Source organism: Eggerthella sinensis (assembly GCF_003339815.1).
Lineage (GTDB): Bacteria > Actinomycetota > Coriobacteriia > Coriobacteriales > Eggerthellaceae > Eggerthella > Eggerthella sinensis.
Map to the genome: position 1 here is coordinate 66,333 of NZ_PPTT01000010.1, position 24,582 is coordinate 90,914.

Below are 24,582 nucleotides of genomic sequence, written 5' to 3' on the forward strand. Positions count from 1 at the left end.
CGGGGAGGGCTCTTCGGGACCTGCACCGCGCACGCCCGGCGCAATAAGGGGATGCGGGGGCGCTTCTTCCTTCCGCATCCTTTCTCTTGATGAAACTCCCTCTACCAACTCCGAGGTCAAGCGGGCGCTCGATGCGGGCGAAGCCGAAGGGCTTGTCGTGTGCGCGCGACGACAGGTGGCGGGATACGGGCGGCAGGGGCGCGCGTGGACGAGTCCCGAGGGCGGTCTCTATTGCTCGCTCTTGCTGCGGCCGGACGTGAACGCGGTCATCCTGCCCACGTTGAGTCTCGTCGTGGGCATGGCCGTGCGGCGGGCCGTTGCTTCCCTCGTTGATGCGGGCGCCGCGGAACGCGTCAAAATCAAGTGGCCGAACGACGTGGTGGTCGCGCAGAATGTTTCACGTGAAACATCTGTACGTGATGAAGCGTACTCGAAGCTCTGCGGCATCTCGCTCGAGGCGCACGGCGGCGGCGTGTGCGTGGGGGTGGGCGTGAACGTGGTGCCGCCCGCCGAGCGCCCCGACGTGGGTGGCAAGAACCGCGCCGCGTACGTGAGCGACCTGATGAGCTCCCCGGTTTCCATCGAGGATGTGCTCGAAGCCTTCCTCACCGCGTTCGCTCCCTTGTACGATGCGTGGACAAGCGACGGCTTCGCCCCCTTGGTGGACGAGTTCAACGCGCATGCGAGCCTGCTCGGCCGCTCCGTGAGCGTGGTGGACCGATCCGGTGCGACGCTGTCGGCGGGCACGGTGGAACGCGTCGATGCCTGGGGACGCCTCCTGCTGCACGACGAAACCGGGGCCGAGATTCCCGTGTGCTCGGGGGAGGCCCACCTCGTATAAACGCACGCTTGTTTGTGTATGAATTATGTATATGAAGCCCATGATTACGTGCTGTTTTCGTACAGGTTACAATATGCCGTTCCTCAGAATCAGAGAAGCGGAAAGGCAGCGACGAACGCATGGCAGCAGAAGCAACGAACCCCATCCTTGACCTGGCAGAAGAAAGCACGGGAGCCCCCGTGGGCATGGACCCGAAACGTCCCGCTCGCGACGATAAAGTAAGCCGCATGGGCACGGCGTCCATCCCGCGCCTCATCGTGGAATTCGCCATCCCGTCCATCTTGGGCATGTTGGTCAACGGCGCGTACAACGTTATCGACTCCGTATTTCTCGGGCAGGCCATGGGCGAAATCGGTCTCGCAACCGCCACGGTTGCCATGCCCATCATGACCGTGTTCATGGCTATCGCCATGCTGGTGGGCAACGGCGGCAACGCGCTTGCCGCGCTGCGCATGGGTGAGGGCAACCGCGTGGAAGCCGAGCGCAGCCTGGGCAACACCGTGTGCCTGTCCATCGTGTTCGCGGTGATCGTGGCGGTGGCCATGTTCATTCCCGCGTGCGTGAACGGCCTGCTCAGCGTGTCGGGCGCCACCCCCGAAGACTGGGAGTACGCGCGCTCGTTCATCCAGATCATCGCGTTGGGCTTCGTGTTCCAGTGCATCGGCATGGGCGTGAACAACTTCATCCGTACGGCCGGCGCGCCGAACCGCGCGCTGGGCACCATGATCATCGGCGCCGTGTCGTGCACCATCTTCAACTTCCTGTTCGTCATGGTGCTGGGCTGGGGCGTGCAGGGTAGCGCGCTGGCCACCGTGTGCGGCCAGGCCATCTCGTGTGCCACCGTGCTGTGGTACTTCACCATCACGAAGAACGTGCCCATGAAGCTGCACCTGCGTTTCATGCCGCTGCATACGCGCACCGTGCGCCTCATCCTCTCGCTCGGCCTGGCAAGCTTCGCCGTGCAGGCGGGCATGGCCGTGGTGAACTTCGTGCTGAACAACCTGCTGAACATGTACGGTGCCATGAGCCCGCTCGGGGCCGAAGGCGCGCTCGCGTCCATCGGCGTGGTGCAGCGCGTGGCCATGTTCTCGGTGCTGCCGCTCATCGGCATGTCCATCGCCATTCAGCCGCTGCTCGGCTTCAACTTCGGCGCGCACCTGTTCGAGCGCGTGAAGAAGACGCTGTGGTACGGCATCTTCGGCGCGACGGCCATCGGCGTGGTGCTGTGGTCGCTCGTGCATCTGTTCCCGGAGCAGATCGTCGGGTTCTTCGGCATTACGAACGAAACGCTGCGCGACTTCACCGTGTTCGCCTTGAAGGTGCAGCTGCTCATGCTGCCGTTCATCGGCTTTCAGATTGTGGGCTCGAACTACTTCCAGGCAACGGGTCAGCCGCTCAAGTCCATCTTCCTGTCGCTGACGCGCCAGATTTTGTTCCTCGTGCCGCTGCTCATCGTGCTGCCGATGGTGCTCCCGGAGTGGTTCCCGCAGTTCACCAGCCTCGATGCGCTGTACTTCGCCGCGCCCATCTCCGACTTCCTGGCCATCTTCACCACCGTGGTATTCATCATTTTGGAAATGGGACGCCTGAAGAAGCTCAAGAGCGGCGAGCTGCAGGCGAAGTTCTAGCCCGCTCCGCCGCGCCCTGCGGCGCTCATTGTCACCCTTATGCAAACCCCGTAGTTCACAATGCTGCGGGGTTTGCTTATAGTGCGGTGCGACCGAACGGAAAGGAAGCATCGTATGGAGGCAAGCAAGGTGAAGCAAGGTTCGATGGGCGCGTCGCGCACGCGCTCGATCGCGTTCGTGGGGTTGACGATTGCCATTATGGGCGTGTCGGCGTGGGTGGCCATTCCGTTTGGCCCCGTGCTGCTGACGCTGCAGATGTTCGCGCTCATGTTCGCCATCATGGTGCTCACGCCGAAGCAGTGCATGGCGGCCATCCTCGGGTATCTGGTGCTGGGGGCTATCGGGCTGCCGATGTTCTCGGGCATGCGCGGCGGCATCGGCATGCTGGCGGGTCCGACGGGCGGCTATTTGTGGGGGTATGTCCTGGGCGCGCTTGCGGCGTTGGCGGTGCGCGCGGCCCTGCGGCGCGTGACGGGCGGCGAGACGCAGAAGACGGTCGGACCGAAGGCGTTCGCCATCGACATGGCGGCGTGCCTCGCGTTCATCGTGATCACGTACGTGTGCGGCTGCTTCCAGTATGCGCTGGTGACGGGTGTCGACATGGCGGCCGCCTTCGCGGTGACCATCGCGCCCTTCGCGATTCCCGACGTGCTGAAAGCGGTTGCGGCGGTGCTGTGCGCGCAGGCGGTGAAGCGCGCGTTGCCGAAGCGCTAGGACATGAAAACGGGCACCCGCAGGTGCCCGTTTTGCGTGATGCAACACGAACGAATGTTTCACGTGAAACATTCGATGGGGAAGAGGCGTTATGCCTCGATGAGCACCGCGCCGGAGGTGAAGCCGCCGCCGAAGGCGACGAGCACCACTTTGTCGCCGCGCTTGATGCGGCCGTCAGCGTAGGCGTCGCTCAGGGCCATGGGCAGGCTTGCGGCCGACGTGTTGCCGGTGTGGTCGATGGACAGCTGGAAGAAGTCGAGGGGACGGCCGAGCTTCTTGGCGGCGTACTTGATGATGCGCTCGTTCGCCTGATGAGGCACGATGCACGCCACGTCGTCGAGCGATACGCCCGCACGGTCGAGCGCCACGTGCACGGCGGTGGTCATGGCCTCGGCGGCGAACTTGAACACCTTGGGGCCGTCCATGCGCAGCACTTGACGCGGCTCACCGGCTTCCACGAGTTCGGCGATGTTCAGCTCCTGGTCGACGTGCGCGAGCGCCGCGTCTTCGATGCGCTCGGGGGTCACGCCGTCGGCGCTGAACGGGATGGGTGCGTCGATGGCGAAGGCGCAGGTGAGGGCATTGGTGTCGTCGTCGGCGTTCGTGATGAAGCTGCTCATGATGCCGGGGCGGCTCTCGTCCCATTCCAGCACGGCCGCGCCGGCGCCGTCGCCGAACAGCACGCAGGTGTTGCGATCGCTCCAGTTCGTCACGCGGGTGAGGCGCTCGGCGCCCACGACCAGCGCGCGGCGAATGGGGTTGCGACCCGCGGCGCCCGGTGCGCCGGCGGCCGAGCCGGCCATCATGCACTCGGCCACGGTGAGGCCGTACACGAAGCCCGTGCAGGCGGCGTTCAGGTCGAAGGCGATGGCGTGCTCGAGGCCGAGACGGCGACGCAGCAGACCGGCGGCGGAGGGCACGGTCACGTCGGGCGTGATGGTGGCGAAGATGACGAGGTCGATGGTGGACGGATCGACGGCCGACCCCTCGCACCAACCGCCCGCGTCGAGGCCGAGCGCTTGACGCGCGGCGGCTTCGGCCAGGTCGGTTGCGGTTTCCTCAACGGCCACGTGACGGGTTCGGATACCCGTGCGCGAGCTGATCCACTCGTCGTTCGTGTCCACCAGTGCTTTCAGGTCGTCGTTGGCCACCTCGAGCTTCGGGAGTGACTTTCCGCATCCGATGATCGTGCTGCCCATGCTGCTCCTTAATGCTTTGATAATCAAACTAAATGGATTATAGCACCGCGAGCGGGCCCTGCGCGAAACCCAAGCGACCTTCACAAAGGAGGGAAGGAGGGCGGGAGGAGGCGGACGCGTGCGAAGGGAACGAATGTTTCACGTCAAACATTCGGCGGGTCTTACCCGGCGGCCTCGGCCAGGGCTTCGAAGAGGGCCGTGTCGCTGTCAAGGTATTCCGGGTGCCACTGCACGCCGAGGAAGAAGCGGCGCGAGGGGTCTTCCACGCCTTCCACGAGGCCGTCGCCGCTCACGGCGCTCACCAGCAGGGCGGGAGCCACCACGGCAAGCGCCTGATGGTGCATCGAGTTCACCGAGCGCGAGCACGACACGGGGAATCCCTCGCCCGCGCCCGTCTCGAGCGCCACGGGCCACCCGATTTTGCATCCCGGCACCATGCCGTCGCCTGCGCCGCCGCACAAAACCTGCTCGAGGCGGCTGCCCGGCGCGATGTCCACGCGCTGCGGCATCCTGTCGTGGGGCGGCTTCTGCTGATGCTTGAAATCGGTGATGCCGCAGGCGTGCACGTCCTGGTAGAGCGTGCCGCCCAACGCCACGTTCATCACCTGCATGCCGCGGCAGATGCCCAGCGTGGGCAGGTCGTGCTCGTGCGCGAGCCGCGCAAGCTCCAGCTCAAGGGCGTCGCGCTCGTCGAAGACGTAGGTGGTTTCCGCCATGCGCGTCTCGTCGCCGTACGCGGCGGGGTTGATGTCCCCGCCTCCGGCCAGCACGAGGCCGTCCAGGCGCTCCACCAGCTCGCGCGCGGCGCGCCGGTTCTCGTCCGCGCCGCCCGCCACCGGCGGCAACAGCACCGGCACGGCTCCGGTTGCCGCCACGCGTCGGACGTACTCCACCGTCACCCGTTCGACGGGCACCACTTCGCCCTCGCGCTCCTCTTCCACGAACGTCGTCGTAATCCCGATGATCATGCGTCCCCATCCTTCGCTTGCCGTTTTGACAGCAGCATACGAAACCTGTCACCTCAAAACGGAGCACAGCGCGGCAATTCCATAAAAGGAAAACTGGCACGGTAGTTGCTACTGAAGGGCCAGAGATGGTTGTCGCTTGGCGCGCATGCGAGCGAGCGACGCACGATGAGAACCTGAAACCAAGGAGGTAGGCATATGAAGTCATCGGATCGCCCCAAGTTCGGCAACTTGCAGAACTTGAAGGTGCTCAATGCCGGCGCGGTTATCGCGGCGCCGTTCGTCTGCGAGCTGTTCGCCGAGCAGGGCGCGGACGTTATCGAGCTGGAAAGCACGGTTGCTCCCGATATGTACCGCATGTACGGCGACGCGTGGTCGGTGGACCGTCGCAATCAGCGCATGATGACGCTCAACATCCCCTCGCCCGAGGGCAAGGAGATTCTGCTGCAGATGGTGAAGTGGGCCGACGTGCTGGTGGAGTCGTCGAAGGGCGGCACGTGGGAAAAGTGGGGGCTCACCGACGAGGTGCTGTGGGAGTCCAATCCGGCGCTCGTCATCCTGCACATTTCGGGCTTCGGCAACTGGGGCGACCCCGACTACGTGCGCAAGGCGTCGTTCGACCCCATCGGCCAGGCGTTTTCGGGATACTCGAACCTCAACGGCTTCCCCGATAGCCCGCCGAGCGTGACGAAGCCCTTCACGGGCGACTTCATGACGGGCCTCATGGGCGCATGGGCCACCTTGGCCGCGGTCATCCGCGCGCGCGAGACGGGCGAGGGCGAGTCCATCGACTGCTGCCAGTTCGAGGCGCTCGTGCGCCTGCAGGGCGCCACGCTGTCGGACGGCATCAACCACGGCATTCAGCCCACGCGCATCGGCAACGAAGATCTCGTGGGCGCCTGCGCCGGCGCGCAGAAGTGCAAGGACGGCTACTGCCAGGTGGCGGTGGGCGGTGCCGGTCCGGTGAAGAAGCTCGTCGAGTTCTTCGGATTCGCCGACGATCCCGACTTCCAGCCGCTCGGCACCTACCCCTCCATCACGCGCAAGCCGGGCTGCAAGAGCCTCGACGAGCCGCTGCCCGATCGCGCGGCCAAGTTCCGCGCTGCGCTCGACAGCTGGTGCGAGGAGCACACGGTTGAAGAGGTCAACCAGATATTCGGCCAGATGGGCGTGGCGGTGAGCCCCCACATGACGTACGAGATGATGCTGAACGACCCGCACTACCAGGCGCGCGAGGTGTTCGTCGACTGCTACGACGAGATCACGCAGAAAACCATCAAGCAGGTGAACATGATTCCGCGCTTCAAGAAGCATCCCGGCAAGATCGTGCGCGGCGGCGCGAAGTACGACGCCGACACGAGGGACGTGCTCGAAGAGTTCGGTTACTCGGAGGAAGAAGTCGAGCTGCTGTACGGGAAGGGGGTGCTGCGCAAAGGCGAGTAGCGAGACCGCGCGCGAAAAGGAAAGGGGAACCCCCGAGCGCCCTAACGATGGCATGCTTTTTGCTCATCGTTATGGCGTTGGGGATTCAAAGTTCAACTAAGGAGGCACTATGGGAACTGAAACAATGAAGGGCAGCAACTACGCTTGGGCGATCGCTATCGCCTGCGTAGCCTTCTACGCTATCCCGCTTGGCGTCGTCGCCAACCAGGCCGGCTTGTTCGCGACGCCGGTTATGGAAGAATTCGGCTGGTCGCGCACCGATGCGACGCTGTACATGACCATCCAGCCGTGGGTGGCTGCCATCTGCACGCCGTTCGCCGGCAAGCTCATCTCGCGCTTCAACCCGCGTTGGGTGATGACTGCGGCCGCCGCCGTGTTCGGCCTGGCCTCGCTGGCCTGCGCCTGGTTCACCGAGCCGTGGCAGTGGAACGTCTACGGCGTGCTGTACGGCGCGTCCGCCGCGTTCTGGATGTACATCGCCACGCCGACGTTCATCAACCGGTGGTTCGCGAAGAGCAACGGCACCGTCATCGGCACCATCGGCGTGTGCGCATCGCTTATCGGCGCGTTCATGAGCCCCGTCATCCAGGGCTGGATCAGCGGATACGGCTGGCACACTGCCCGTATCATCATCAGCGTCATCGCGCTGGTGGCTTCGGTGGTGCTCACGGCGGCGCTGCTGCGCGAGTCGCCTGAAAAGATGGGCGTGCTGCCCTGGGGATACGGCTCCGCTGAGGTTGCGGCTGCGAAGTCCGATGCGAAATCCGTTATCGAAGTGTCCGCCGACGAGGGCGTTACCGCCGCTCAGGCGCGCAAGAACCCGGCGCTGTGGCTGCTCATCATCATGGCCGGCTTCTTCGTGGTGGCCGCTGGCATGATGCAGCAGTTCTCGTCCTACGCTTCCACCGGCGCCCTCGGCGCTGCGGTTGGCGCGCTGGGCGTGACCGTGTGCATGATCGGCCAGCTGTTCGGCAAGTTCGGTCTGGGCTGGCTGTGCGACCACACCGGCGCCCGCATCTCCGGCGTCGTGGCCAGCATCTTCGGCGCGCTCGGCATTGCCATCGTGCTGTTCAGCGTTGACAGCGCCATGATGTTCTACGTGGGCGTGTTCCTGTTCGGCATCGGCTTCGCCGCACTCAACATCGTGCCGCCTATGGCATGCCGTCAGGCATTCGGCCAGAAAGACTACGCCAACATCTTCTCGATGGTGGCGACGGGCCTCAACGTGTTCTCCGGCTTCTCGGCCATCATCTACGCTCAGATCTTCGACATCACCGGATCGTTCGCCGGCTGCTTCTGGCTGATCATCGGCTTCTACGTGGTCACGCTCATCTGCTCGCTGGTTATCGTCCCGATGGGCCGTCGCTCCTGGGCCAAGAAGTAAGGCACGTACGTACAACCCCAGCACGCAAGCGGGCCGCCCTCGGGCGGCCCGTTCGTGTGGTGCGGGCCCGGCGCAACGCCGGGGGGGGGGGGTGCTACGCGTACCAGCTCATCACTTGCTTGTATATCGGCAGGATGGACTGCCGTTGCTCGCGGAACGCTTCGAGCGCGGCGTTGAGCTCTGCGACGGAGGCCTCGTCGGCGGCGCTCGGTTCCACGCTGAGCGCTTTCTCAAGGCGCTTGCGCGCCTGCTTGTAGGCGCTCTTCCCGGCGTAGGTCATCTTCTTCTTCGCCGCGCTGTAGTAGTCGTTCGTGGCGCCGATGAGCGCGAAGCTGTCGAGCATCTGCTGAATGAGCGCCCGCGTGGCCTTGTCGGCCGCCTCGTGCTCCTGCGCATCGGCGAGGGCCTGCTGTATGTCGTTCTGGGTGACTTCGTCGCCGGCGGTGAACACGACGATTTCGGCGTTGCTGCGATCGAGGTTGGCGGCCGAAACGGTTAAGAGGCCCGCTGCGTCGAGCTCGAACCGCAGCTCGATTTGCGGCACGCCGGCCCCGCTCCACTTGATGTTGCGCACGCGGATGCGGCACAGCTCGATGCCGTCGCGCGCGAGCGGGCGGTTGCCCATGAGGACGTGGAACTCGGCCGCCATCTGGAACGAGTCGGCCGTGGAGAACATCGTGGTGGTGGCGTAGGGCAGGCGCACGCCACAGGGTACCACCTCGGACACGTAGCCTCCGGGAAGCTCCACGTTGAGCGCGAGCGGCAACAGGCCGTCGGGAAGGTCGAGGTGCACGCGCGCCTCGGGTTCGTCAACGCGCACCATATTCTGATAGAGGTCGGAAGCTTTGTTCGCCATGGTCGCTCCTCCTGCATTGTTCGGATTCCTTGGTGCGTTCGCCTGCAAATATCATGCCAGGTTGGCATCATTTTTGCAGGTGGCCTTCGTAGCCGCTCTCAGGTGGCATCGCCAAGAAGGAGGAAGCATATGAAAGCACAGGAATGCCCGAAATTCGGCCCGCTGCAAGGGGTGAAGGTGGTCAACCTCACGATGGCCATTGCCGGTCCGTTCGCCTGCAGCCTGCTGGCCGACTTGGGTGCCGAGGTCATCGGCGTGGAAAGCCCGCGCGGTCGCGACACGTCGCGTCCCACGAACGAGGCGTTGCAGGGATGGGGCACGCAGATGGAGCGGCGCAACACGCGCTCGCTGTGCATGAACGTGAAGGACGGCGCCGGTCGCGCGTGGTTCTTCGAGCTGCTCAAGCAGGCCGACATCCTCGTGGACGGTTTTCGCGGCGGGCAGATGGCGAAGTGGGGCATGACCGACGAGGCTCTGTGGGACATCAACCCGAAGCTCACCATCGCGCACATTTCCGGCTTCGGGCAAACGGGCGACCCGGCCTACGTGTCGCGCGCCTCGTTCGACGGCATCGGGCAGGCCTACGGGTGCTTCATGGAGATGAACGGCTACCCCGACAGGCTTCCCGTGCTGGCATTTCCGCAGGTGTCGGACTACTACGCGGGGTTCATGGCCAGCATTGGCGCGCTGGCAGGCTACATCAACGCGCAACGCACGGGCAAGGGCGATAGCGTGGACGTGGCGCAGTACGAGGCCATGCTGCGCTGCGAGGGCTTCTACGCACTGAACTATTTGAACACGGGCGCGCTTCCCGTGCGCGAAGGCTCGCACAGCACGTCGAGCGCGGGGTACGGCACCTACATCTGCAAGGACGGCGTGCCCATCTACACGCTCATCCTGGGTCCCGGCGTGGTGCGCGCGGCGTTGCCGCTGTTCGGGCTTGAGTACGGCAGCGAGCTGTTCCCCGAGGGCACGCCGGTTATCTCGTTCGGCAGCGAGGCGGGCGTCGTGTTGGAAGAGGCGATGGAGGCGTTCTTCAAGCAGCACACCGCCGAGGAGGCCGAGCAGCTCATGCTCGATGCCGGCGTGCCGTGCAGCCGCATTTATACGTTCGAGATGGCGGAGCGCGACCCGCACTATCAGGCGCGCGAGAGCTTCACGCAGTGGAAGAACTCGTTCGACGACGAAACCGTGCGCGGCGTCAACGTCGTGCCGCGTTTGAAGAACAACCCGGGTCAGATATGGCGCGGCATGCCGCTGGTGGGCGCCGACAACGAGGATATCCTCGAAGAGCTGGGGGCTTCGCCCGAGGAAGTGGCCGCCCTCTACGACGAAAAGCTGCTCAAGAAGGAGAACGGGCCCTTCGGGTAGAAGGCGCCGCCCCTTCGGAGGGCATCGCCGGGCCGATGGGGGAACGGGCGCGCGCCTCTTCCCCCATCGGCCAACTTGGCACGGTATTTGCTTCGTGTTCTTCATCGGAAGTTTCAGGGGGTTTTGAGACAAGGAGATGAGGATATGGGCACTGCGCGTACCAAAGGAGCCGTGTGGGCTTGGCTCGTCGTAATCGGTTGTATCGGCTTCTACTCCATTCCCACCGGCATCATCGGCAACACGTCGGGCATCTTCGTCGCGCCCGTCATGGACCAGTTCGGATGGACGCAAACCGACACCACCATGTACCGCACCATCCAGCCGCTCGTCGCGGCCGTGTGCGCACCCATCGCCGGCAAGCTGATGGGGAAGTACAACCCGCGGTGGATTCTGGCCGCGGTGTCGGCGGCGTTCGGCCTGGCGTCGTTCGCGAGCGCGTACGCCACCGAGCTGTGGCAGTGGAACCTGTACGGCGTGGTGTTCGGCGTGACGTCGGCCTTCTTCATGTACCTGGCGGCCCCCGTGCTCATCAACGCATGGTTCAAGAAGAGCGCGGGTCTGGCCATCAGCATCACGGCGGCGGTGCTGTCCATCTTGGCGGCGGTCGCAAGCCCGGTTGGCCAGGAGCTTATCAACCAGTTCGGATGGCAGACGGCGCGCGCGGCGCTGTCGCTCGTGACCACCGTGCTGTCGGTGGCGCTCACGGTGGCGTTCGTGCGCAAGGACCCGTCCGTGATGGGCTTGCTGCCGTTCGGCGCCGACGAGCGCGATTCGTCCGCGGGCGCGGTGGCCGCGGTCGATGAGGGCGCCACGGTTGCCCAGGCCATCAAGTCGCCCGGCCTCTACCTGCTCATTCTCGTAGCTTGCATCTTCGTCATGTGCGCGGCCTTCTTCCAGCAGATTCCCGCGTTCTGCGCGCACGGAGCGTTGGGAGCCGGCGCCGGCGCCATGGCCGTGTCCATCATCATGGTGGGCGGCGTGGTGTTCAAGCTGCTGCTCGGCGCGCTCAACGACAAGATCGGCGTCAAGTTCACGGGCATCATCGCCGCGGCGTGCGGCGCCATCGGCATCCTGTTGGCTTACATCGCCGGCGAGAACATCGCGCTGTTCTACGCGGGCATGGTCATCTTCGGCGGCGGCTACGCAGGTCTCACGGTCATCGCGCCCATGCTGGCGCGCGCGGCCTTCGGTTCGCTCAACTACTCGCAAATCTACTCCTGGGTGTCCACGGGCATCTTCATCGCAACGGCTATCTCGTTCTTGGTGTACGGCATGATCTACGACACCACCGGCTCGTTCGACCTGTGCTTCATCCTGGTCATCGCCCTGTACCTGCTGGCCGTCGTCCTGGTTCCCATTACCCTGTCGCTCTCTCAGAAGGCGTGGAAGCGCAGCGGAAAGTAATCGCACTCGAAAGGAAGAGGAAGTTTCACTATGAGCACGTTGTACCCCTTACTCGGATCGCCCTTGCAGGTGAACGGCATTACGCTGCAGAACCGTCTGATCACCACGTCCATGTCGCCGGGCGCCGGATACGTGACGAAGGACAACCGTCCCACGCAACGCCTGGCGAACTACCTGGAAGAGCGCGCCGAAGGCAAGACGGCGCTCATCATCCAAACCATCTGCTCCTGGAAGCGCAACGAGATCGACCCCGCGCACATCCACGAGCTGCCCAGCTGCTACGACGATAGCTGCATCCCCGACCTGCGCACCTATATGGTGGAGCCGGTGCACAAGCACGGCGGCCTCATCTGCGCGCAGCCCTATTGCGTGCACGATTGGAAGCCCGATGCCGAGACGCCGGAAGGTCCCTACGGCCCCTCCGACATCGCCATCCTCAAGTTCATGGGCGGCTTCCGCGCCATGTCGCTCGAGCAGATCGAGGCGTTCAAGCAGCAGTTCTTCAACGCGGCGCGCGTGTGCAAGGAGGCCGGGTTCGACGCCATCGAGGTCATGGCCGGCGTCGGCGGCATCCTGTCGCGCTTCATGGCGTTGGCCACGAACAACCGCACCGACGAGTACGGCGGCAGCCTCGAGAACCGCGTGCGGCTCACGCTTGAAGTCATTCGCGGCACGCGCGCCGTGGTGGGACCCGATTTCCCCATCGTGGTGCGGTGGTCGCCCATCGACTTCATCAAGAGCCCGGCGGGTGCGGGCCTTTCCATGGAGGAATCCCTGCTCATCGCCCCGATGTTGGAAGAAGCCGGGTGCGATCTGCACGACCTCGCGGTGGGGTGGCACGAAACCAGCGAGCCGCTTACCACGAAGGCGATCGAGGACGGCCACTGGACGTTCGTGTCGCAGCAGATCAAGACCGTGGCGAAGAAGCCGGTGGCACAGGGGTACCGCAACACCGACCCGCGCGTGATGGAGCAGAACCTGCAAGACGGCAAGCTCGACGTGGTGGCCGGACTGCGCTACAGCATTGCCGACCCGGCGCTGCCGCGCAAGGTGATGGAAGATCGTACCGACGACATGCGCCTGTGCATCGTGTGCTGCCGCTGCCTGGACGACGTGGTGAGCTCCGGCAAACCGTTGAACTACTGCGGCGTGAACGCGCGTTTGGGCGAAGAGCTCGACCACGAAGCCTTCCCGAAAGCGGCGCAGCGCAAGAAGGTCATGGTGGTGGGGTCGGGGCCGGCCGGCATCAACGCGGCGCTCACCGCCGCGCAGCGCGGCCACACCGTCGACCTGTACGAGGAGGGGCCGCGCCTCGGCGGCTGCGTGAAGATGAGCTCCATCTTCAGCCCTTACCACGAGCGATACCTGGACTACCTCATCACACAGGTGAAGAAGCACCCCGAGATCACCCTGCATTTCAAGACGAAGGTGACGCCCGCCGTGGTGCGTACGGCGAAGCCCGATGCGGTGATCGTTGCCGTGGGCGGCAGCCCCATCGGGCTTGACGTGCCCGGCGGCGACGGCAAGAACGTGGTCACGTCGCACGACTTCCTCGAGATGATCAACGGCCATAAGCCGGCGGGCAAGCAGGGTGCGTTCAACAACTTCATGTGGGGCGCAGGCTCGCTGTTCCTCAGCATGTACTACACGCCGTCGTTCGCCCGCACCATGACGGAAAAGTCGCCGTGGCCCATCGGGCGCAGCGTCGCCATCATCGGCGGCGGCCTGCCGGGCTGCGAGTTCGGCCACCTGTGCATGGAGACGGGGCGCACCACGGCCATCATCGAAGAGCGCAAGAAGGTGGGCTTCGACGTGGGCGGTTCCGACCGCTTCGGCCTGATCAGCGGATTCAAGAAGGCAGAGAACGTGGAGCTGTACCCGCTCACGCGCGTCGTGGCCATCACCGACGACGGCGTGAAGGCCGTGCAAACCGATGCCGACGGCAACGAGCGCGAGCTGTTCATCCCTGCGAAGACGGTGGCGGTCACGCTCGGCCTCGACGAGAACCATGAGCTGGGAGAGGCGTTGAAGCCGCTCGTGAACGCGGTGTACCTCGTGGGCGACTGCGAAACGCCCGGCCGCATTGCCGATGCCACCAAGATGGGGTATCGCGCCGCCTGCGCGCTGTAGCCCGAAAGGAGCAATCGAACTATGTCTGAAGAGAAGGACGTCGTCTACGCCGAGCGGGCAGACGACGGCATCGAGGTGCTGTACCTCAACCAACCGCGCAAGAAGAACGCGCTGTCCGGCGACATGATGGGCAAGCTGGACGCCCTGCTGCGTGCCGCCGACGACGCCAACGACGTGCGCGTCGTGGTGCTGCGCGGCGCCGGGCAGGACTTCTCGAGCGGCGGCGACCTCAACCAGGGTCCCGCCCTCGAACCCGGCCCGGAGGGCGCGCGGAAAACGTTGCGCCGCTACCTGAGCGTGGTGCGCACGATGCGCACCATCGCCAAGCCCGTCGTGGCCATGGTGGACGGTTACGCCGTGGGAGGCGCGTTCGCGTTGGCGTGCGCGTCCGACCTCGTGTGCGCATCGGACCGCGCGCTGTTCGTGCCGGCGTTTTGCCAGATCGGCATTATCCCCGAGATGGGCATGATGAAGCTGCTGCCCGATCTCGTGGGGCCGCAGCGCGCCAAGGAGCTGCTGTTCTTCGGCGGCAAGATTCCCGCGCAGCAGCTGCAGGCATGGGGGCTCGTGAACCGCGTGTTCCCCGCCGCCACCCTCGAGGAGGAGACGCTTGCGTTCGCGCGCGAGCTGGCGGCCATGCCCGACGCGTCCATCCAGATCACGAAGAACATCATGAACGCGCTTGCCGACAGCTCGCTGGAGGCCTGCCTGGAAGCCGAGTCGACGGCGTCGCCGTTCTGCACCACGACGAAGGCATACGCCGCCACGATGGAGAAGTTTGCCCGCTGAGCCCCGAGCAACGGAGCCGCGACGCACGAATGAGGTGAACGATATGGCGCAGTACAACGTGGTAGAGCCGTTCTTGGAAAGCGTGCGCGCGCATCCCGGAAAAACGGCCGTCGTGTTCAACGGATGCGAGATCACCTACGGCGCGCTCAACGACCGCATCAACCAGATGGTGGGCGTGCTGACGCGCGGCATGGGCGTGCGCCCCGGCGACCGCGTGGCATATCTGCTGCCGAACTGCCCCGAGATTTTGGAGGTGTACTACGCCATCCAGAAGATCGGGGCCGTGGCCGTGCCGCTGAACTTCAAGCTCATCCCGCGCGAGGTGAGCTACCTCGTGAACGCGAGCGGCGCATCCGTGCTCGTGTTCGCCGCGCAGTTCGCCGCGGCGGTGATGGAGGCGGCCGCGTCGTTCACGGACACGGTGGCGTTGGCGAGCACGGGCGGCGCGGTGCCGGGCGCGCTTGCGTTGGAGCCCGCCTGCCTGCTGCACGCCGCCGACGAGCCCCCGCTGTTCCGCGACGAGCACGCGCTGTCGCGCATCCAGTACACGGGCGGCTCGACCGGGCTGCCGAAGGGCGCAGCCCGCACGCACGCTGCCGACCTGGTGGAACTCGATGCCATCATGGATTCCAACGGCATCGGCGACGACCCCGACAACGTGGTGCTCATCCAGTGCCCGCTCGAGCATCACGGTGGGCACAGCTGGTTCACCATCACCTTCGCGGCCGGCGCAACGCTTGTTATATGCGAAGCATTCAACGCGGAGCAGATCCTCCACTTCATCGACTACTACCGCGTCACGTACATGATTCTGCTGCCGCCCACCACCTACCTGCGCCTGCTGCGCTGTCCCACCATCGACCAGTACGATTTGAGCTTGGTGCGCCTCGTGCAGAGCGCGGCTGGCGCCACCACGAAGCCCATCATCGAGGCCATCTACGACAAGTTCCCCAACGCTGTGCTCAACTACGGGTGGGGGCAGTCGGAAAGCGGCGCGGGCAGCAGCCTGCGCATCACGCGCGCGATGCTGGCGGCCGATTCCCCGCTGCTCGAGAGCGTGGGGCGGCCGATGAAGCACGTCGAGATGAAGGTAGTGGACGAGGCGGGCAACGAGCTGCCGGACGGCGAGGTGGGAGAGGCGCTGTTCCGGTCGGATGCGACCATGCAGGGCTACTACGGGCAACCCGACCTGACCGATGCCGTGTTCGCGCCCGACGGCTGGCTGCGTACGGGCGACCTCATGGAGCGGGACGCGCGCGGGTACTTCTACGTGCGCTCGCGCAAGAAGGACATGATCAAGTCGGGCGGCGAAAACGTGTTCGTGGCCGAGGTGGAGAACGTGCTGCGCACGCACCCCGCCATCGACGACTGCCTCGTGTTCGGCACAAGCGACCCGGTGATGGGGGAGGCGGTAGCGGCGGTGATTCAGCCGTTGCCGGGGTCGAATCTCACGGCCGCCGAGGTGCAGTCGCACTGCAAGCGCTCCATCGCCAGCTACAAGAAGCCGCGTTATGTCGTGTTCATGGACGACCTCGGCCGTGACAGCGCGGGCAAGGTGCGCAAACAGCATATCGTCGATTACTTCAACGAGCGCAAGGAGCAGGCCGCGCCGCGCCATCACGAGAAGATCGCGAGCGATCCGGACATCTACCTCATCCAGGTTCCGTACTCGGGCGGCACGCCCATCGGGTACACGAACGCCTACCTCATCGCCACCGACGAGCGCAACCTGCTGGTGGACACGGGCGTGAGCCACGAGGCGTCGTTCGAGGTGCTGCGCTCGGCGCTGCAGGACCTGCGCGTGGACATGGGGCGCACCGACGTGTTCGCCACGCACTTCCATATCGACCATTTGGGTTTGATCGCGGCGCTTGCGCACGAGAACACGCGCGTGTACCTGAGCGCGCGCGACGAGGAGCTGTTCCGCGGCAGGGGCGCCCGTTCGTATCGCGGCACGGTGAAGGATCGGCTGGCATCCGAGGGATTTCCGCTCGACGACCTCGACGAGCTCGAGCAGACCGACGCCAGCCTCATACCGCGCGCGGAGTGGCCGATGCCCGAGCGCTTCGTGAACCTCGCCGACGGCGAGGAAATGCGCTATGGCCCGTACCGCATGCGTGCCGTTTCCACGCCCGGCCATACGCCGGGGCACCAATGCCTGTACCTGCCCGATCAGCGCATCATGTTCTACGGCGATCACGTGCTGATGAACAGTTCTCCCAACATGGCGCCGTTTCCGGGCGAGCCGGACGCCTTGGGCGATTACCTGGAAAGCCTTGAGAAGGTGGCGCGCTTGCCGGTGGAATTCGCCTGCATGGGGCACGGCTTCGTCGACCCGCGCAGGCAGGCCGAGCGCATGGCCGAGCGCGTCGCGTGGCTTCGGCGGCATCATCAGCAGCGTCTCGACGAGATTATCGCGTGCGTGCGCGAGCATCCCGGCATAGATGGCACGGAACTTGCTAAGTCCATCACGTGGAACATTCCGCATGAGCGATGGGAGGACATCCCCATCATTCAACGGTGGATCATCGTGTGCGAGACGCTTGCCCATCTCGATCATCTGATGCGCGCCGGGCGCCTGCGCAGGGTGCGGGAGGACGACGCATACCGGTACTTCGCGAGCTAGCGTAAACAAAGGGAAAGGAACGACACATGGATTTCAGCTTGACCGACGAACAGCAGTTGTTGCTGGAAAGCCTCGATGAATTGATGGAGCGTTCGTGCTCCGAGCAGTACATGAAGGAGTGCGACGCCAACCACGAATGGCCGCACGAGTTCACCGACGCGCTGTTGGAGAACGGGTTTCAGATGCTCGGCGTGGACGAGGAGTTCGGCGGCACGCCCGTCGACGTGACCACGCTCATGCTGGTGGCCGAGCGCGTGTGCAAGAACGGCGCGCCCATCTACGTGTACGGCAACCTGTGCGCGCTCAAGGACATGACCGAGTACGGCACGCCCGAGCAGCAGGAGCAGTGCTTCGCCGAGGTGATGGCGGGCCGCCCCGGGTTCGTGCTGGGCTTCACCGAGCCGGGTGCTGGCAGCGACAGTTCGGCGTTGGCCAGCACGTATCAACGTCGCGATGGGAAGGTGTACCTGAACGGCAGCAAGTCGTTCATGACGAACGCGGTGAACTGCAAGTACATGCTGTGCGTGGCCCGCGACGCCGACGACGACCCTGAGGATCGCGCCAACCGCTCCCGTTTCTCCATGTGGTGGGTGCCCCTGCGCGACGACGAGGGCAACCTGACCCCCGGCATCTCCATCGAGCCGCTCGAGAAGATCGGCTGGAACATGGGCAACACCTGCGAGCTGCACATGCAGGACGTGGAGCTTGAGGAGAAGGACCTCGTGGGCGTCGAGGGCAACGGCTTCATGCAGGCCATGGTGAACTTCGAGGTGGAGCGCCTGCTGGCGTGCGCCCAGTCGCTCGGCGCGGCGGAATGCGCGTTCGAGGACGCCACGCGCTACGCGACGCAGCGCATCCAATTCGGCAAGCCCATCGGCCGCAACCAGCTCATCCAGGAGCATATCACCGATATGTACATGAAGATCGAGAACATGCGCAACTGGGTGTACAAGACCGCGTGGAAAATAGACAACGGCGAATCCGTGCAGATCGACTCCGCCGTGGCGAAGCTGTACTGCGGCCGCGCCGCCTTCGAGGTATGCGATACCGCGCTCCAGGTCATGGGCGGCATCGGCTACACGAAGGACTGCCGCATCTCGCGCCTCTGGCGCGACCAACGCGTCTACCGCATTGGAGCCGGCACCGACGAAATCATGATCCACATAGCCGGAAGAGCCATCCAAAAGCAATACCAGGAGTAAAAAAGAGGGGGGCGGGAGCTGCCCCCCTCCCCTGTGTGTGCGGCGTGCAACCTGCTGTCTCTCTCTTTGCGCGGCGCGGGACCTGCCGTTCCTCTCTTTGTGCGACGCGGGACCTGCTACCCCTCTCTTTGTGCGGCTTTCAACCTGGGGGATGCGGGGGTTGCGCCTGCCGCACGACGCGCCTCTCCCGCAGGTTGACGCGGGCGCAAAAAAAAGAGCACCCCTCAAAAGAACCTCATCCCAGAAAGGACTTTTCCCATGACCCAGATATTCAATCCCATCGACGACCTCATTGCTGAGCAGGCGTTGGTTGATGCGCTGGTGGCGGACTTCACCGAGGACGACTGGAACCGTATGGCGTCGTATTGCACCACGTGGACGTTCAAGGACGTCATCTGCCATATCGCGTTCTTCGACTACTGCGCGGTGGAGCTGCTTGCCGGGCGCGGCGAGAGCGTGAACGCGGTGGCCGACGCCGCGTCGGAGCAGGACGAGCACTATCACGTGATGGCGTTCCGCGATCAGAGCGGCGCCGACATCCTCAACTGGTGGCGCGAGCAGCGCACGCTCATGACGGCGGCCTTCATGGAACTCGGACCGAAGGGGCGCGTGCCGTGGGCGGCGGGCATCCCGCCGATGTCGGTGCGCTCGCTCGCGTCCGCGCGCCTCATGGAGCTGTGGGCGCACAGCGTCGACCTGTACGATGCATTGGGCATCGACCCCGTTGTGAAGGAGCGCATCACGTCCACGCTGTTCCTCTCGTGGCAGGGCCGCCCGAACATGTACAACGTGAACGGGCTGAAGTTCAATCCCGAAACGCCCCTGTACCTGGAGCTCACGCTCCCCTCGGGCGAGCTGTGGATCAAGGGCGAGCCGAACGACCAGAATTACATCAAGGGATCGGCGAAGGAATGGGCGCTCGTGGCCATTCGCCGTCGCAACTGGATGGACACCGATCTCGAGGTGGTGGGCGACGAGGCCTGCGTGTACGCGAGCATCGTGCAGACGTACGCGGGGCCGGCCGATTTGCCGCCGGAGCCGAAGCGTCAGCGATAGATCATAGGGACGGGGCAGCAGGTGGCAACATCGGGACACGTGTCGCAGTCCTCGCCGAGGTCGGGCGAGATACGGTCCCGTGCCACCTCCTCGCATCCGAGCGCTTCGTAGAAAGGAACCGCGTGACCGCGCGCAACGAACAACAGCTCACCGTATCGTGCCCGAGCGTCCTGCATGAGCGCACGTCCGACGCCCAAGCGGCGGGCGCTCGCGTCCACCACGATGGGGTTGACGTACCAATGGCCCTCGGCTTCGACGATGCGGATGAATCCCACGGTGCGCCCTTCGCTTACGGCTACGAACACGGTGCCGCGGGGCGTGAGCGTGCCCATGCCGGCATCGGCCGTCAGCTTCGCCACGATGTTCGCGTCGTCTTCGGTTGCCTCGCGGATGGTGAGCAAAGAGGGATCGCACGTCATGGAAGATTCCTTTCTGAGCGGTATCCATATGTTAGTAAAACAATTAGCAAAAATCGTGCTAAAGTTTATGATATACCAAAATATGTTGAAAATTTCACGCAATCATCTTAAAATGGGTGCACAGATACCGTTTGTCGGTGTACCGGTGCGTTGGCCGAAGGGGAACGGCCCGCAGGCACCGTACCAAGGGGGTTGCATGCCGGAGAGCTCAAGCCAAACCGTGCGCATGGAGGCAAGGTCCACTGTTTCGGTGCGCACCAAGCAACGGTTGGCCCCTGCTGCCATTCAGGGGCTCGAAGTGCTGTCCTTGCCGGTCGCTCGGCTCGACGCCTACGTGTGCGAGGTGGTCGAGCGCAACCCCCTGCTCGAGTTCGATTACGAACGCGCCTCGCTGTCGTTCGAGGAGCTTCCCGAAGAAGAGGACGACGGCGCGGAAGGGCCCGCGGCGGACCCCGACGGCTACGTGCCGCGCACGTCCGCTGCCGTCGCCTGGGACGATCGCGGGTTCGATCTGGCTCGCCTGCGCGACGAATGCTCGGAGACGGAAACCCTTCACAGCCACCTGCGCATGCAGCTGACGGGTACGAATGCAAGCGACGAGGACCGCGCGCTGCTCGACGTGCTCATCGAGAACATCGACGACGACGGCTACTTTTCCGGCAGCATGCCCGCCGTGTGCGCCGAAGTCGGCCGCCCCGTTGCCGACGGCGAGCGGCTGCTCGCGCTCGTGCAGCAGCTCACGCCCCGCGGGGTGGGCGCGCGCGACTTGGCCGAATGCCTCACGTTGCAGCTCGACGACGGCGCCCCCTACGCCGCCGTCATTCGCGACATGCTGCGCAATAACCTGGAAGACCTCGCCGAGAATCGCACCACGAAGCTCACGCGCACGTACCACCTCACCGTGGACGACCTTTCCGCTATCCGGGAGTGCATCTGCGCGCTCGACCCGCGCCCCGGCTCGTCGTTCTCGCAGCGCAAGAGCACGGTGTACGTGGTTCCCGACCTCACCATCGTGCGCGACGGCGCGGGTTTCGCCGTGCGGGTGACCGGCGAGCTATCGGAGACGGTGGTGATCAACCGCACGTACGACCGCATGGCCGAGCAGGGCCGCATGGACGCCGAAGCGCGGGAATGGCTGGAGCAGAAGCGCGCCGAGGCAGACGCGGTGTTGGCCAACATCGATCAGCGCCGTCAAACGCTCCATCGCTTCGGCGTGTACCTGGCCGAAGTGCAGTACGACTTCTTCACCGGGGGCGAGGCGCGCATGCGCCCGCTCACCATGCAGCAGGCGGCCGACGCGCTCGGCGTGCACGTGTCCACCATCAGCCGAACCGTGCAGGACAAGCACGTGCTCACGCCATGGGGCGTCTACCCGCTCAAGCACTTCTTCTCAAGCTCGGTGGCGTGCTCGGCGGAAGAGCGACGCCATGCGCTGTCCTCGCTCGCCATCAAAGATCGCATCAAGGATCTCGTGGCGGGGGAAGATCGTCGCAAGCCGCTCAGCGACGCCACCATCACCACCATCCTGAACGGCGAAGGCGTGGACATCAAGCGCCGCACGGTGGCGAAGTATCGGGAAGCGCTGGGAATCGGAAGGCAATCGCAGCGAAGACGGTAAGGTTTCAGCACAAGACGGAGGGAGCGCACGTGGTGTACCGCAAAGAGCACGCCATAGAGGCCTGGAAAACGTTCGTCAGTACGGGCACGATTCTCGAAGACAAGGTTCGGCCGGAAATAGCTCGCTCATGGATTCGGTGTCGCGCGGCGGGCGTGAATCCATGGTCGAGCGATTTCGTTGATCAGAATGTGCCGCTTCTCGAAGAGAAGCGCGCGCGATTCGCCGCCTCGCTCAAGGCCACCGCGCCCATCATGAAGTTCCTCGAATCCATGCTGGGGTGCAACGTGTCGCTCATGGACGGCGAAAACTTCGTGTTCGAGCTGCTGTCGCCGATGGCCACCTATCCGCGCACGTTCGGCACGTTCACCCGCGAAGAGGAAGTGGGCACCGGCAACGCGTCCCTCGTCGCCTACGAGAAGCGCCCCGTGCGCGTGGACGGCTTCGAGCACTATCGCGCCATCGTGCAAACGTACTCGGGCGTGTCGGTTCCCTACCTCGATCCGGCGGGCAAGTATTACGGCGCGCTCAACATCAACAGCCCGTTCGCCGCGCTGCCGCAGAGCGCGCTCGACCTGTGCCGCATCGGCGTGTCGCTGACGAACGACCTGTACCGGGCGCGCACGAAGGCGGGCGCTCTGCTTTCCACGGTGGACTTCTTCAGGCCGCTCATGTTGGCGTACGAGCATCCCGTGCTGCTTATCGACCGCAGCGGGCGCATCCTGGGAGGCAACGCCGGCATGCGCGCGTACTGCCCCGACTGGGAGCAGTATTCGTACGGGTCGCAGTCGCTCGGCGCGTATCTGGGCAAAGAGATGTCCGTGCAGGACATTCTCGCCTTGCCGAAAAAGCTCGACGCGCCGCTGCCCATCACGTTTCGCAAGGGGCGTTCGCGCGCGGTGCACGAGCTCAACCTCGTGCGTCATGGGGAAGTGGATATCGAGGGACAGGAGCCGTTCGTCATGCTCGTGTTTGAAGACGGCGGCGAAGCCGAGCGCAATGCGAAGACCGCGACGGGGCGGCGCAAAGATGCCGCGGTCATGCCGACGGGCGACAAGGTGGACTACATCGGCGAAACCGAGGAGTGGAAGAAGATCGACCGCCTCGTGCAGAAGGTGGCTCCCATCAAGACGAACGTCCTGCTGCTGGGCGAGACGGGCACGGGCAAGGAAGTGGTGGCGCGCGCCCTGCATCGGCGCAGCGGCCGCACGGGCGAGTTCGTGGCCATCAACTGCGGCGCGATGCCGCGCGATTTGCTGGCGACCGAGCTGTTCGGGTACGAGGGCGGCGCGTTCACGGGCGCGCGCGAGACAGGCGCGGTGGGCAAGTTCGAATACGCCGACGGCGGCACCCTGTTCCTCGACGAGATCGGCGAGATGCCGGTGGACATGCAGGTGAGCCTGCTGCGCGTGCTGCAGGAGCAGAGCGTGACGAAGCTCGGGTCGAACACGGCGAAAACGCTCGACGTGCGTGTGATTGCCGCGACGAACCAGAACATCGAGCGTCTCATCGCCGAGAAGAAGTTCCGCAGCGACCTGTACTACCGGCTCAGCCTCGTGGAGATTCGCCTGCCGCAGCTGCGCCGTCGCGCCGCCGACATCGCCCCGCTCGTGGACTACTTCAACGGGCAGCTGTCGTCGGTGCTCGAGCTGCCCTGCACGCCGTTTCCCGAAGAAACCATCGAGGCGCTGCGCGCGTACAGCTGGCCCGGCAACGTGCGCGAGCTGCGCAACATCGTCGAGCGGTGCCTCATCATGCAGGGGCAGGGTGCGAACGTCTCGGTCGATGCGCTGCCGCCGCATATCGCGAACGCCGTCAACACCATGCCGGACGGCCCGGTTGCGCACGTGACGGCCGCGGTGCAGCATCACGTGGGAGCGTTGCAGGAAGGGGTCGAAGACGACGCGATGTCGGAGGAGCGGCACGTGGTGCAGGCGTTGCTGGCGCAGTACGAAGGCGACCTCGCTGCGGTGGGCCGCCATCTGAACCTTTCGCACGACGAGCTGGCCGACCTGCTCAACCGCCTGCGCCTGCGGGTGCGCGTCGTGCTCGAAAGCGCCGAGGACGCGTTCTAGGGGAGGGCTGCAACCTGCGTTTTCATCATGGCACGCTTTTTGCTTCCTTTCGGGAGGAACCGCATTCCCGATACGCAAAAGGAGTGATTCATGAACATCGTTGTGTGCTACAAGATCGTGCCCGACGAGCAGGACGTGGTCGTGCAGGCCGATCGCACGCTGTCGTTCGAGCGCGCGGCGCGCAAAATTGGCGACTACGATCTGAACGCCGTGGAAGCCGGCGCCGAGCTGGCGGAGGCGCACGGGGCGTCGCTCGTGTGCCTCACCGCCGGCGGCGACGCCGTGGAGGACACGAAGCTCAAGAAAGCCATCCTCGCACGAGGCCCGCAGGAGAACGTGGCCGTGAAGGACGCCTCCCTGCCCGAGGCCGGCTCGACGAAAACGGCGCGCGTGCTCGCGGCCGCCATCAAGCAGCTCGACAGCGCCGACCTCGTCCTGTGCGGCGAGGGCTCGGCCGACCGCTACGCGCAGCAGGTGGGCGTGCAGCTTGGCGAGCTGCTGGGCCTTCCCGTCATCAACGCGGTGAGCTCCATCGAGCTGGCGGACGGCGTTGCGCACGTCGAGCGCACCGTCGGCAACGTGGTGGAGTTGCTCGACGTGCCGCTGCCCGCGGTGCTGTCGGTGGTGGCCGACATGAACACGCCGCGCATCCCGTCCATGAAGGACATCCTGGGCGCCGGCAAGAAGCCTTCGCGCGTGCTTTCCCTCGACGACGTTGCTTTCGAGGACGCTCCCGAACCCGTCGACGTGGTGAGCACCCTGGCCCCCGAGCAGCGCGACCGCGCCTGCGAGGTACTCGAGGGCTCCGACGACGAAACCATCCAGGCGTTTATCACGCGCCTGCGCGAGAAGCTGTAAGGAGGAC

At 64.9% G+C, this 24,582-nt stretch carries 19 protein-coding genes; 15 read left to right on the top strand and 4 right to left on the bottom strand.

What is annotated here, in order from left to right:
- The first annotated feature begins 76 nt into the window (after positions 1–76).
- The 3 genes from C1876_RS07250 (at position 77) to C1876_RS07260 (ending at position 3,183) form a co-directional block, all read left to right on the top strand.
- Positions 77–841 carry a biotin--[acetyl-CoA-carboxylase] ligase gene (locus tag C1876_RS07250; RefSeq protein ID WP_244910076.1) on the top strand — a complete coding sequence of 255 codons (765 nt, stop codon included), beginning with the start codon at positions 77–79 and terminating at the stop codon, positions 839–841.
- A 119-nt stretch (positions 842–960) separates the two neighbouring features.
- Complete coding sequence (locus C1876_RS07255; RefSeq protein WP_114546051.1) at positions 961–2,469, top strand: MATE family efflux transporter; 1,509 nt, start codon at positions 961–963, stop codon at positions 2,467–2,469.
- Between the two features lie 114 nt (positions 2,470–2,583).
- Entirely contained in the window at positions 2,584–3,183 is a 600-nt protein-coding gene (locus tag C1876_RS07260; RefSeq protein WP_114546052.1) for a biotin transporter BioY, read from the top strand.
- An 89-nt stretch (positions 3,184–3,272) separates the two neighbouring features.
- Here C1876_RS07260 and C1876_RS07265 read toward each other — a convergent pair whose 3' ends face one another.
- Entirely contained in the window at positions 3,273–4,382 is a 1,110-nt protein-coding gene (locus C1876_RS07265; protein ID WP_114546053.1) for a 3-oxoacyl-ACP synthase III family protein, read from the bottom strand.
- A 161-nt stretch (positions 4,383–4,543) separates the two neighbouring features.
- A complete protein-coding gene (locus tag C1876_RS07270) occupies positions 4,544–5,350 on the bottom strand; it encodes a gamma-glutamyl-gamma-aminobutyrate hydrolase family protein (protein ID WP_114546054.1) in 807 nt (268 codons plus the stop codon).
- 195 nt (positions 5,351–5,545) lie between these two features.
- Between C1876_RS07270 and C1876_RS07275 the strand changes: the two genes are divergently transcribed.
- Together C1876_RS07275 and C1876_RS07280 are read left to right on the top strand one after the other, a co-directional pair.
- On the top strand, positions 5,546–6,790 hold the full coding sequence (locus C1876_RS07275; protein ID WP_114546055.1) for a CoA transferase: 1,245 nt from the start codon (positions 5,546–5,548) through the stop codon (positions 6,788–6,790).
- A gap of 109 nt (positions 6,791–6,899) precedes the next feature.
- The gene (locus C1876_RS07280) at positions 6,900–8,174 is read left to right on the top strand and encodes an MFS transporter (RefSeq protein WP_114546056.1); all 1,275 of its coding nucleotides are present in this window, start codon (positions 6,900–6,902) and stop codon (positions 8,172–8,174) included.
- A 94-nt stretch (positions 8,175–8,268) separates the two neighbouring features.
- On the opposite strand, the gene C1876_RS07285 is transcribed toward C1876_RS07280, so the two are convergent.
- Positions 8,269–9,030, bottom strand: coding sequence for an Hsp70 family protein (locus C1876_RS07285; RefSeq protein WP_114546057.1), 762 nt, complete (start codon positions 9,028–9,030; stop codon positions 8,269–8,271).
- Positions 9,031–9,159: 129 nt separating this feature from the next.
- Between C1876_RS07285 and C1876_RS07290 the strand changes: the two genes are divergently transcribed.
- The 7 genes from C1876_RS07290 to C1876_RS07320 all read left to right on the top strand — a co-directional run bounded on the left by C1876_RS07290 (position 9,160) and on the right by C1876_RS07320 (position 19,608).
- Positions 9,160–10,401, top strand: a complete 1,242-nt coding sequence (locus C1876_RS07290; RefSeq protein WP_114546058.1) for a CaiB/BaiF CoA transferase family protein — start codon at positions 9,160–9,162, stop codon at positions 10,399–10,401.
- 144 nt (positions 10,402–10,545) lie between these two features.
- Complete coding sequence (locus C1876_RS07295; RefSeq protein WP_114546059.1) at positions 10,546–11,805, top strand: MFS transporter; 1,260 nt, start codon at positions 10,546–10,548, stop codon at positions 11,803–11,805.
- A gap of 30 nt (positions 11,806–11,835) precedes the next feature.
- Entirely contained in the window at positions 11,836–13,935 is a 2,100-nt protein-coding gene (locus tag C1876_RS07300; protein WP_114546060.1) for an oxidoreductase, read from the top strand.
- 21 nt (positions 13,936–13,956) lie between these two features.
- Positions 13,957–14,724: an enoyl-CoA hydratase/isomerase family protein gene (locus C1876_RS07305; protein WP_114546061.1), complete on the top strand. Its 768-nt coding sequence runs from the start codon at positions 13,957–13,959 to the stop codon at positions 14,722–14,724.
- Positions 14,725–14,767: 43 nt separating this feature from the next.
- On the top strand, positions 14,768–17,350 hold the full coding sequence (locus C1876_RS07310; protein WP_114546062.1) for an AMP-binding protein: 2,583 nt from the start codon (positions 14,768–14,770) through the stop codon (positions 17,348–17,350).
- A gap of 26 nt (positions 17,351–17,376) precedes the next feature.
- Positions 17,377–18,552: an acyl-CoA dehydrogenase gene (locus C1876_RS07315; protein ID WP_114546063.1), complete on the top strand. Its 1,176-nt coding sequence runs from the start codon at positions 17,377–17,379 to the stop codon at positions 18,550–18,552.
- 258 nt (positions 18,553–18,810) lie between these two features.
- Positions 18,811–19,608, top strand: coding sequence for a TIGR03084 family metal-binding protein (locus tag C1876_RS07320; RefSeq protein WP_114546064.1), 798 nt, complete (start codon positions 18,811–18,813; stop codon positions 19,606–19,608).
- Here C1876_RS07320 and C1876_RS07325 read toward each other — a convergent pair.
- Complete coding sequence (locus tag C1876_RS07325; RefSeq protein ID WP_114546065.1) at positions 19,599–20,027, bottom strand: GNAT family N-acetyltransferase; 429 nt, start codon at positions 20,025–20,027, stop codon at positions 19,599–19,601. The two genes, C1876_RS07320 and C1876_RS07325, sit on opposite strands and share 10 nt — an antisense overlap.
- A 196-nt stretch (positions 20,028–20,223) precedes the next feature.
- Between C1876_RS07325 and rpoN the strand changes: the two genes are divergently transcribed.
- The 3 genes from rpoN (at position 20,224) to fixA (ending at position 24,575) form a co-directional block, all read left to right on the top strand.
- Positions 20,224–21,645 carry an RNA polymerase factor sigma-54 gene (gene rpoN, locus C1876_RS07330; protein ID WP_114546066.1) on the top strand — a complete coding sequence of 474 codons (1,422 nt, stop codon included), beginning with the start codon at positions 20,224–20,226 and terminating at the stop codon, positions 21,643–21,645.
- 188 nt (positions 21,646–21,833) lie between these two features.
- Positions 21,834–23,717: a sigma-54 interaction domain-containing protein gene (locus tag C1876_RS07335; RefSeq protein ID WP_227114635.1), complete on the top strand. Its 1,884-nt coding sequence runs from the start codon at positions 21,834–21,836 to the stop codon at positions 23,715–23,717.
- Positions 23,718–23,807: 90 nt separating this feature from the next.
- Positions 23,808–24,575 (top strand): putative electron transfer flavoprotein FixA, encoded by a 768-nt coding sequence (gene fixA, locus C1876_RS07340; RefSeq protein ID WP_114546068.1) that lies wholly within the window; start codon positions 23,808–23,810, stop codon positions 24,573–24,575.
- Positions 24,576–24,582 lie beyond the last annotated feature (7 nt).

Excerpts from the sequence above, each read along its gene's own strand:
- C1876_RS07255 (WP_114546051.1), top strand. The coding sequence starts at position 961 with ATGGCAGCAGAAGCAACGAACCCCATCCTTGACCTGGCAGAAGAAAGC.
- C1876_RS07260 (WP_114546052.1), top strand. The coding sequence starts at position 2,584 with ATGGAGGCAAGCAAGGTGAAGCAAGGTTCGATGGGCGCGTCGCGCACG.
- C1876_RS07265 (WP_114546053.1), bottom strand. The coding sequence starts at position 4,382 with ATGGGCAGCACGATCATCGGATGCGGAAAGTCACTCCCGAAGCTCGAG.
- C1876_RS07270 (WP_114546054.1), bottom strand. The coding sequence starts at position 5,350 with ATGATCATCGGGATTACGACGACGTTCGTGGAAGAGGAGCGCGAGGGC.
- C1876_RS07275 (WP_114546055.1), top strand. The coding sequence starts at position 5,546 with ATGAAGTCATCGGATCGCCCCAAGTTCGGCAACTTGCAGAACTTGAAG.
- C1876_RS07280 (WP_114546056.1), top strand. The coding sequence starts at position 6,900 with ATGGGAACTGAAACAATGAAGGGCAGCAACTACGCTTGGGCGATCGCT.
- C1876_RS07285 (WP_114546057.1), bottom strand. The coding sequence starts at position 9,030 with ATGGCGAACAAAGCTTCCGACCTCTATCAGAATATGGTGCGCGTTGAC.
- C1876_RS07290 (WP_114546058.1), top strand. The coding sequence starts at position 9,160 with ATGAAAGCACAGGAATGCCCGAAATTCGGCCCGCTGCAAGGGGTGAAG.
- C1876_RS07295 (WP_114546059.1), top strand. The coding sequence starts at position 10,546 with ATGGGCACTGCGCGTACCAAAGGAGCCGTGTGGGCTTGGCTCGTCGTA.
- C1876_RS07300 (WP_114546060.1), top strand. The coding sequence starts at position 11,836 with ATGAGCACGTTGTACCCCTTACTCGGATCGCCCTTGCAGGTGAACGGC.
- C1876_RS07305 (WP_114546061.1), top strand. The coding sequence starts at position 13,957 with ATGTCTGAAGAGAAGGACGTCGTCTACGCCGAGCGGGCAGACGACGGC.
- C1876_RS07310 (WP_114546062.1), top strand. The coding sequence starts at position 14,768 with ATGGCGCAGTACAACGTGGTAGAGCCGTTCTTGGAAAGCGTGCGCGCG.
- C1876_RS07315 (WP_114546063.1), top strand. The coding sequence starts at position 17,377 with ATGGATTTCAGCTTGACCGACGAACAGCAGTTGTTGCTGGAAAGCCTC.
- C1876_RS07320 (WP_114546064.1), top strand. The coding sequence starts at position 18,811 with ATGACCCAGATATTCAATCCCATCGACGACCTCATTGCTGAGCAGGCG.
- C1876_RS07325 (WP_114546065.1), bottom strand. The coding sequence starts at position 20,027 with ATGACGTGCGATCCCTCTTTGCTCACCATCCGCGAGGCAACCGAAGAC.
- rpoN (WP_114546066.1), top strand. The coding sequence starts at position 20,224 with ATGCCGGAGAGCTCAAGCCAAACCGTGCGCATGGAGGCAAGGTCCACT.
- fixA (WP_114546068.1), top strand. The coding sequence starts at position 23,808 with ATGAACATCGTTGTGTGCTACAAGATCGTGCCCGACGAGCAGGACGTG.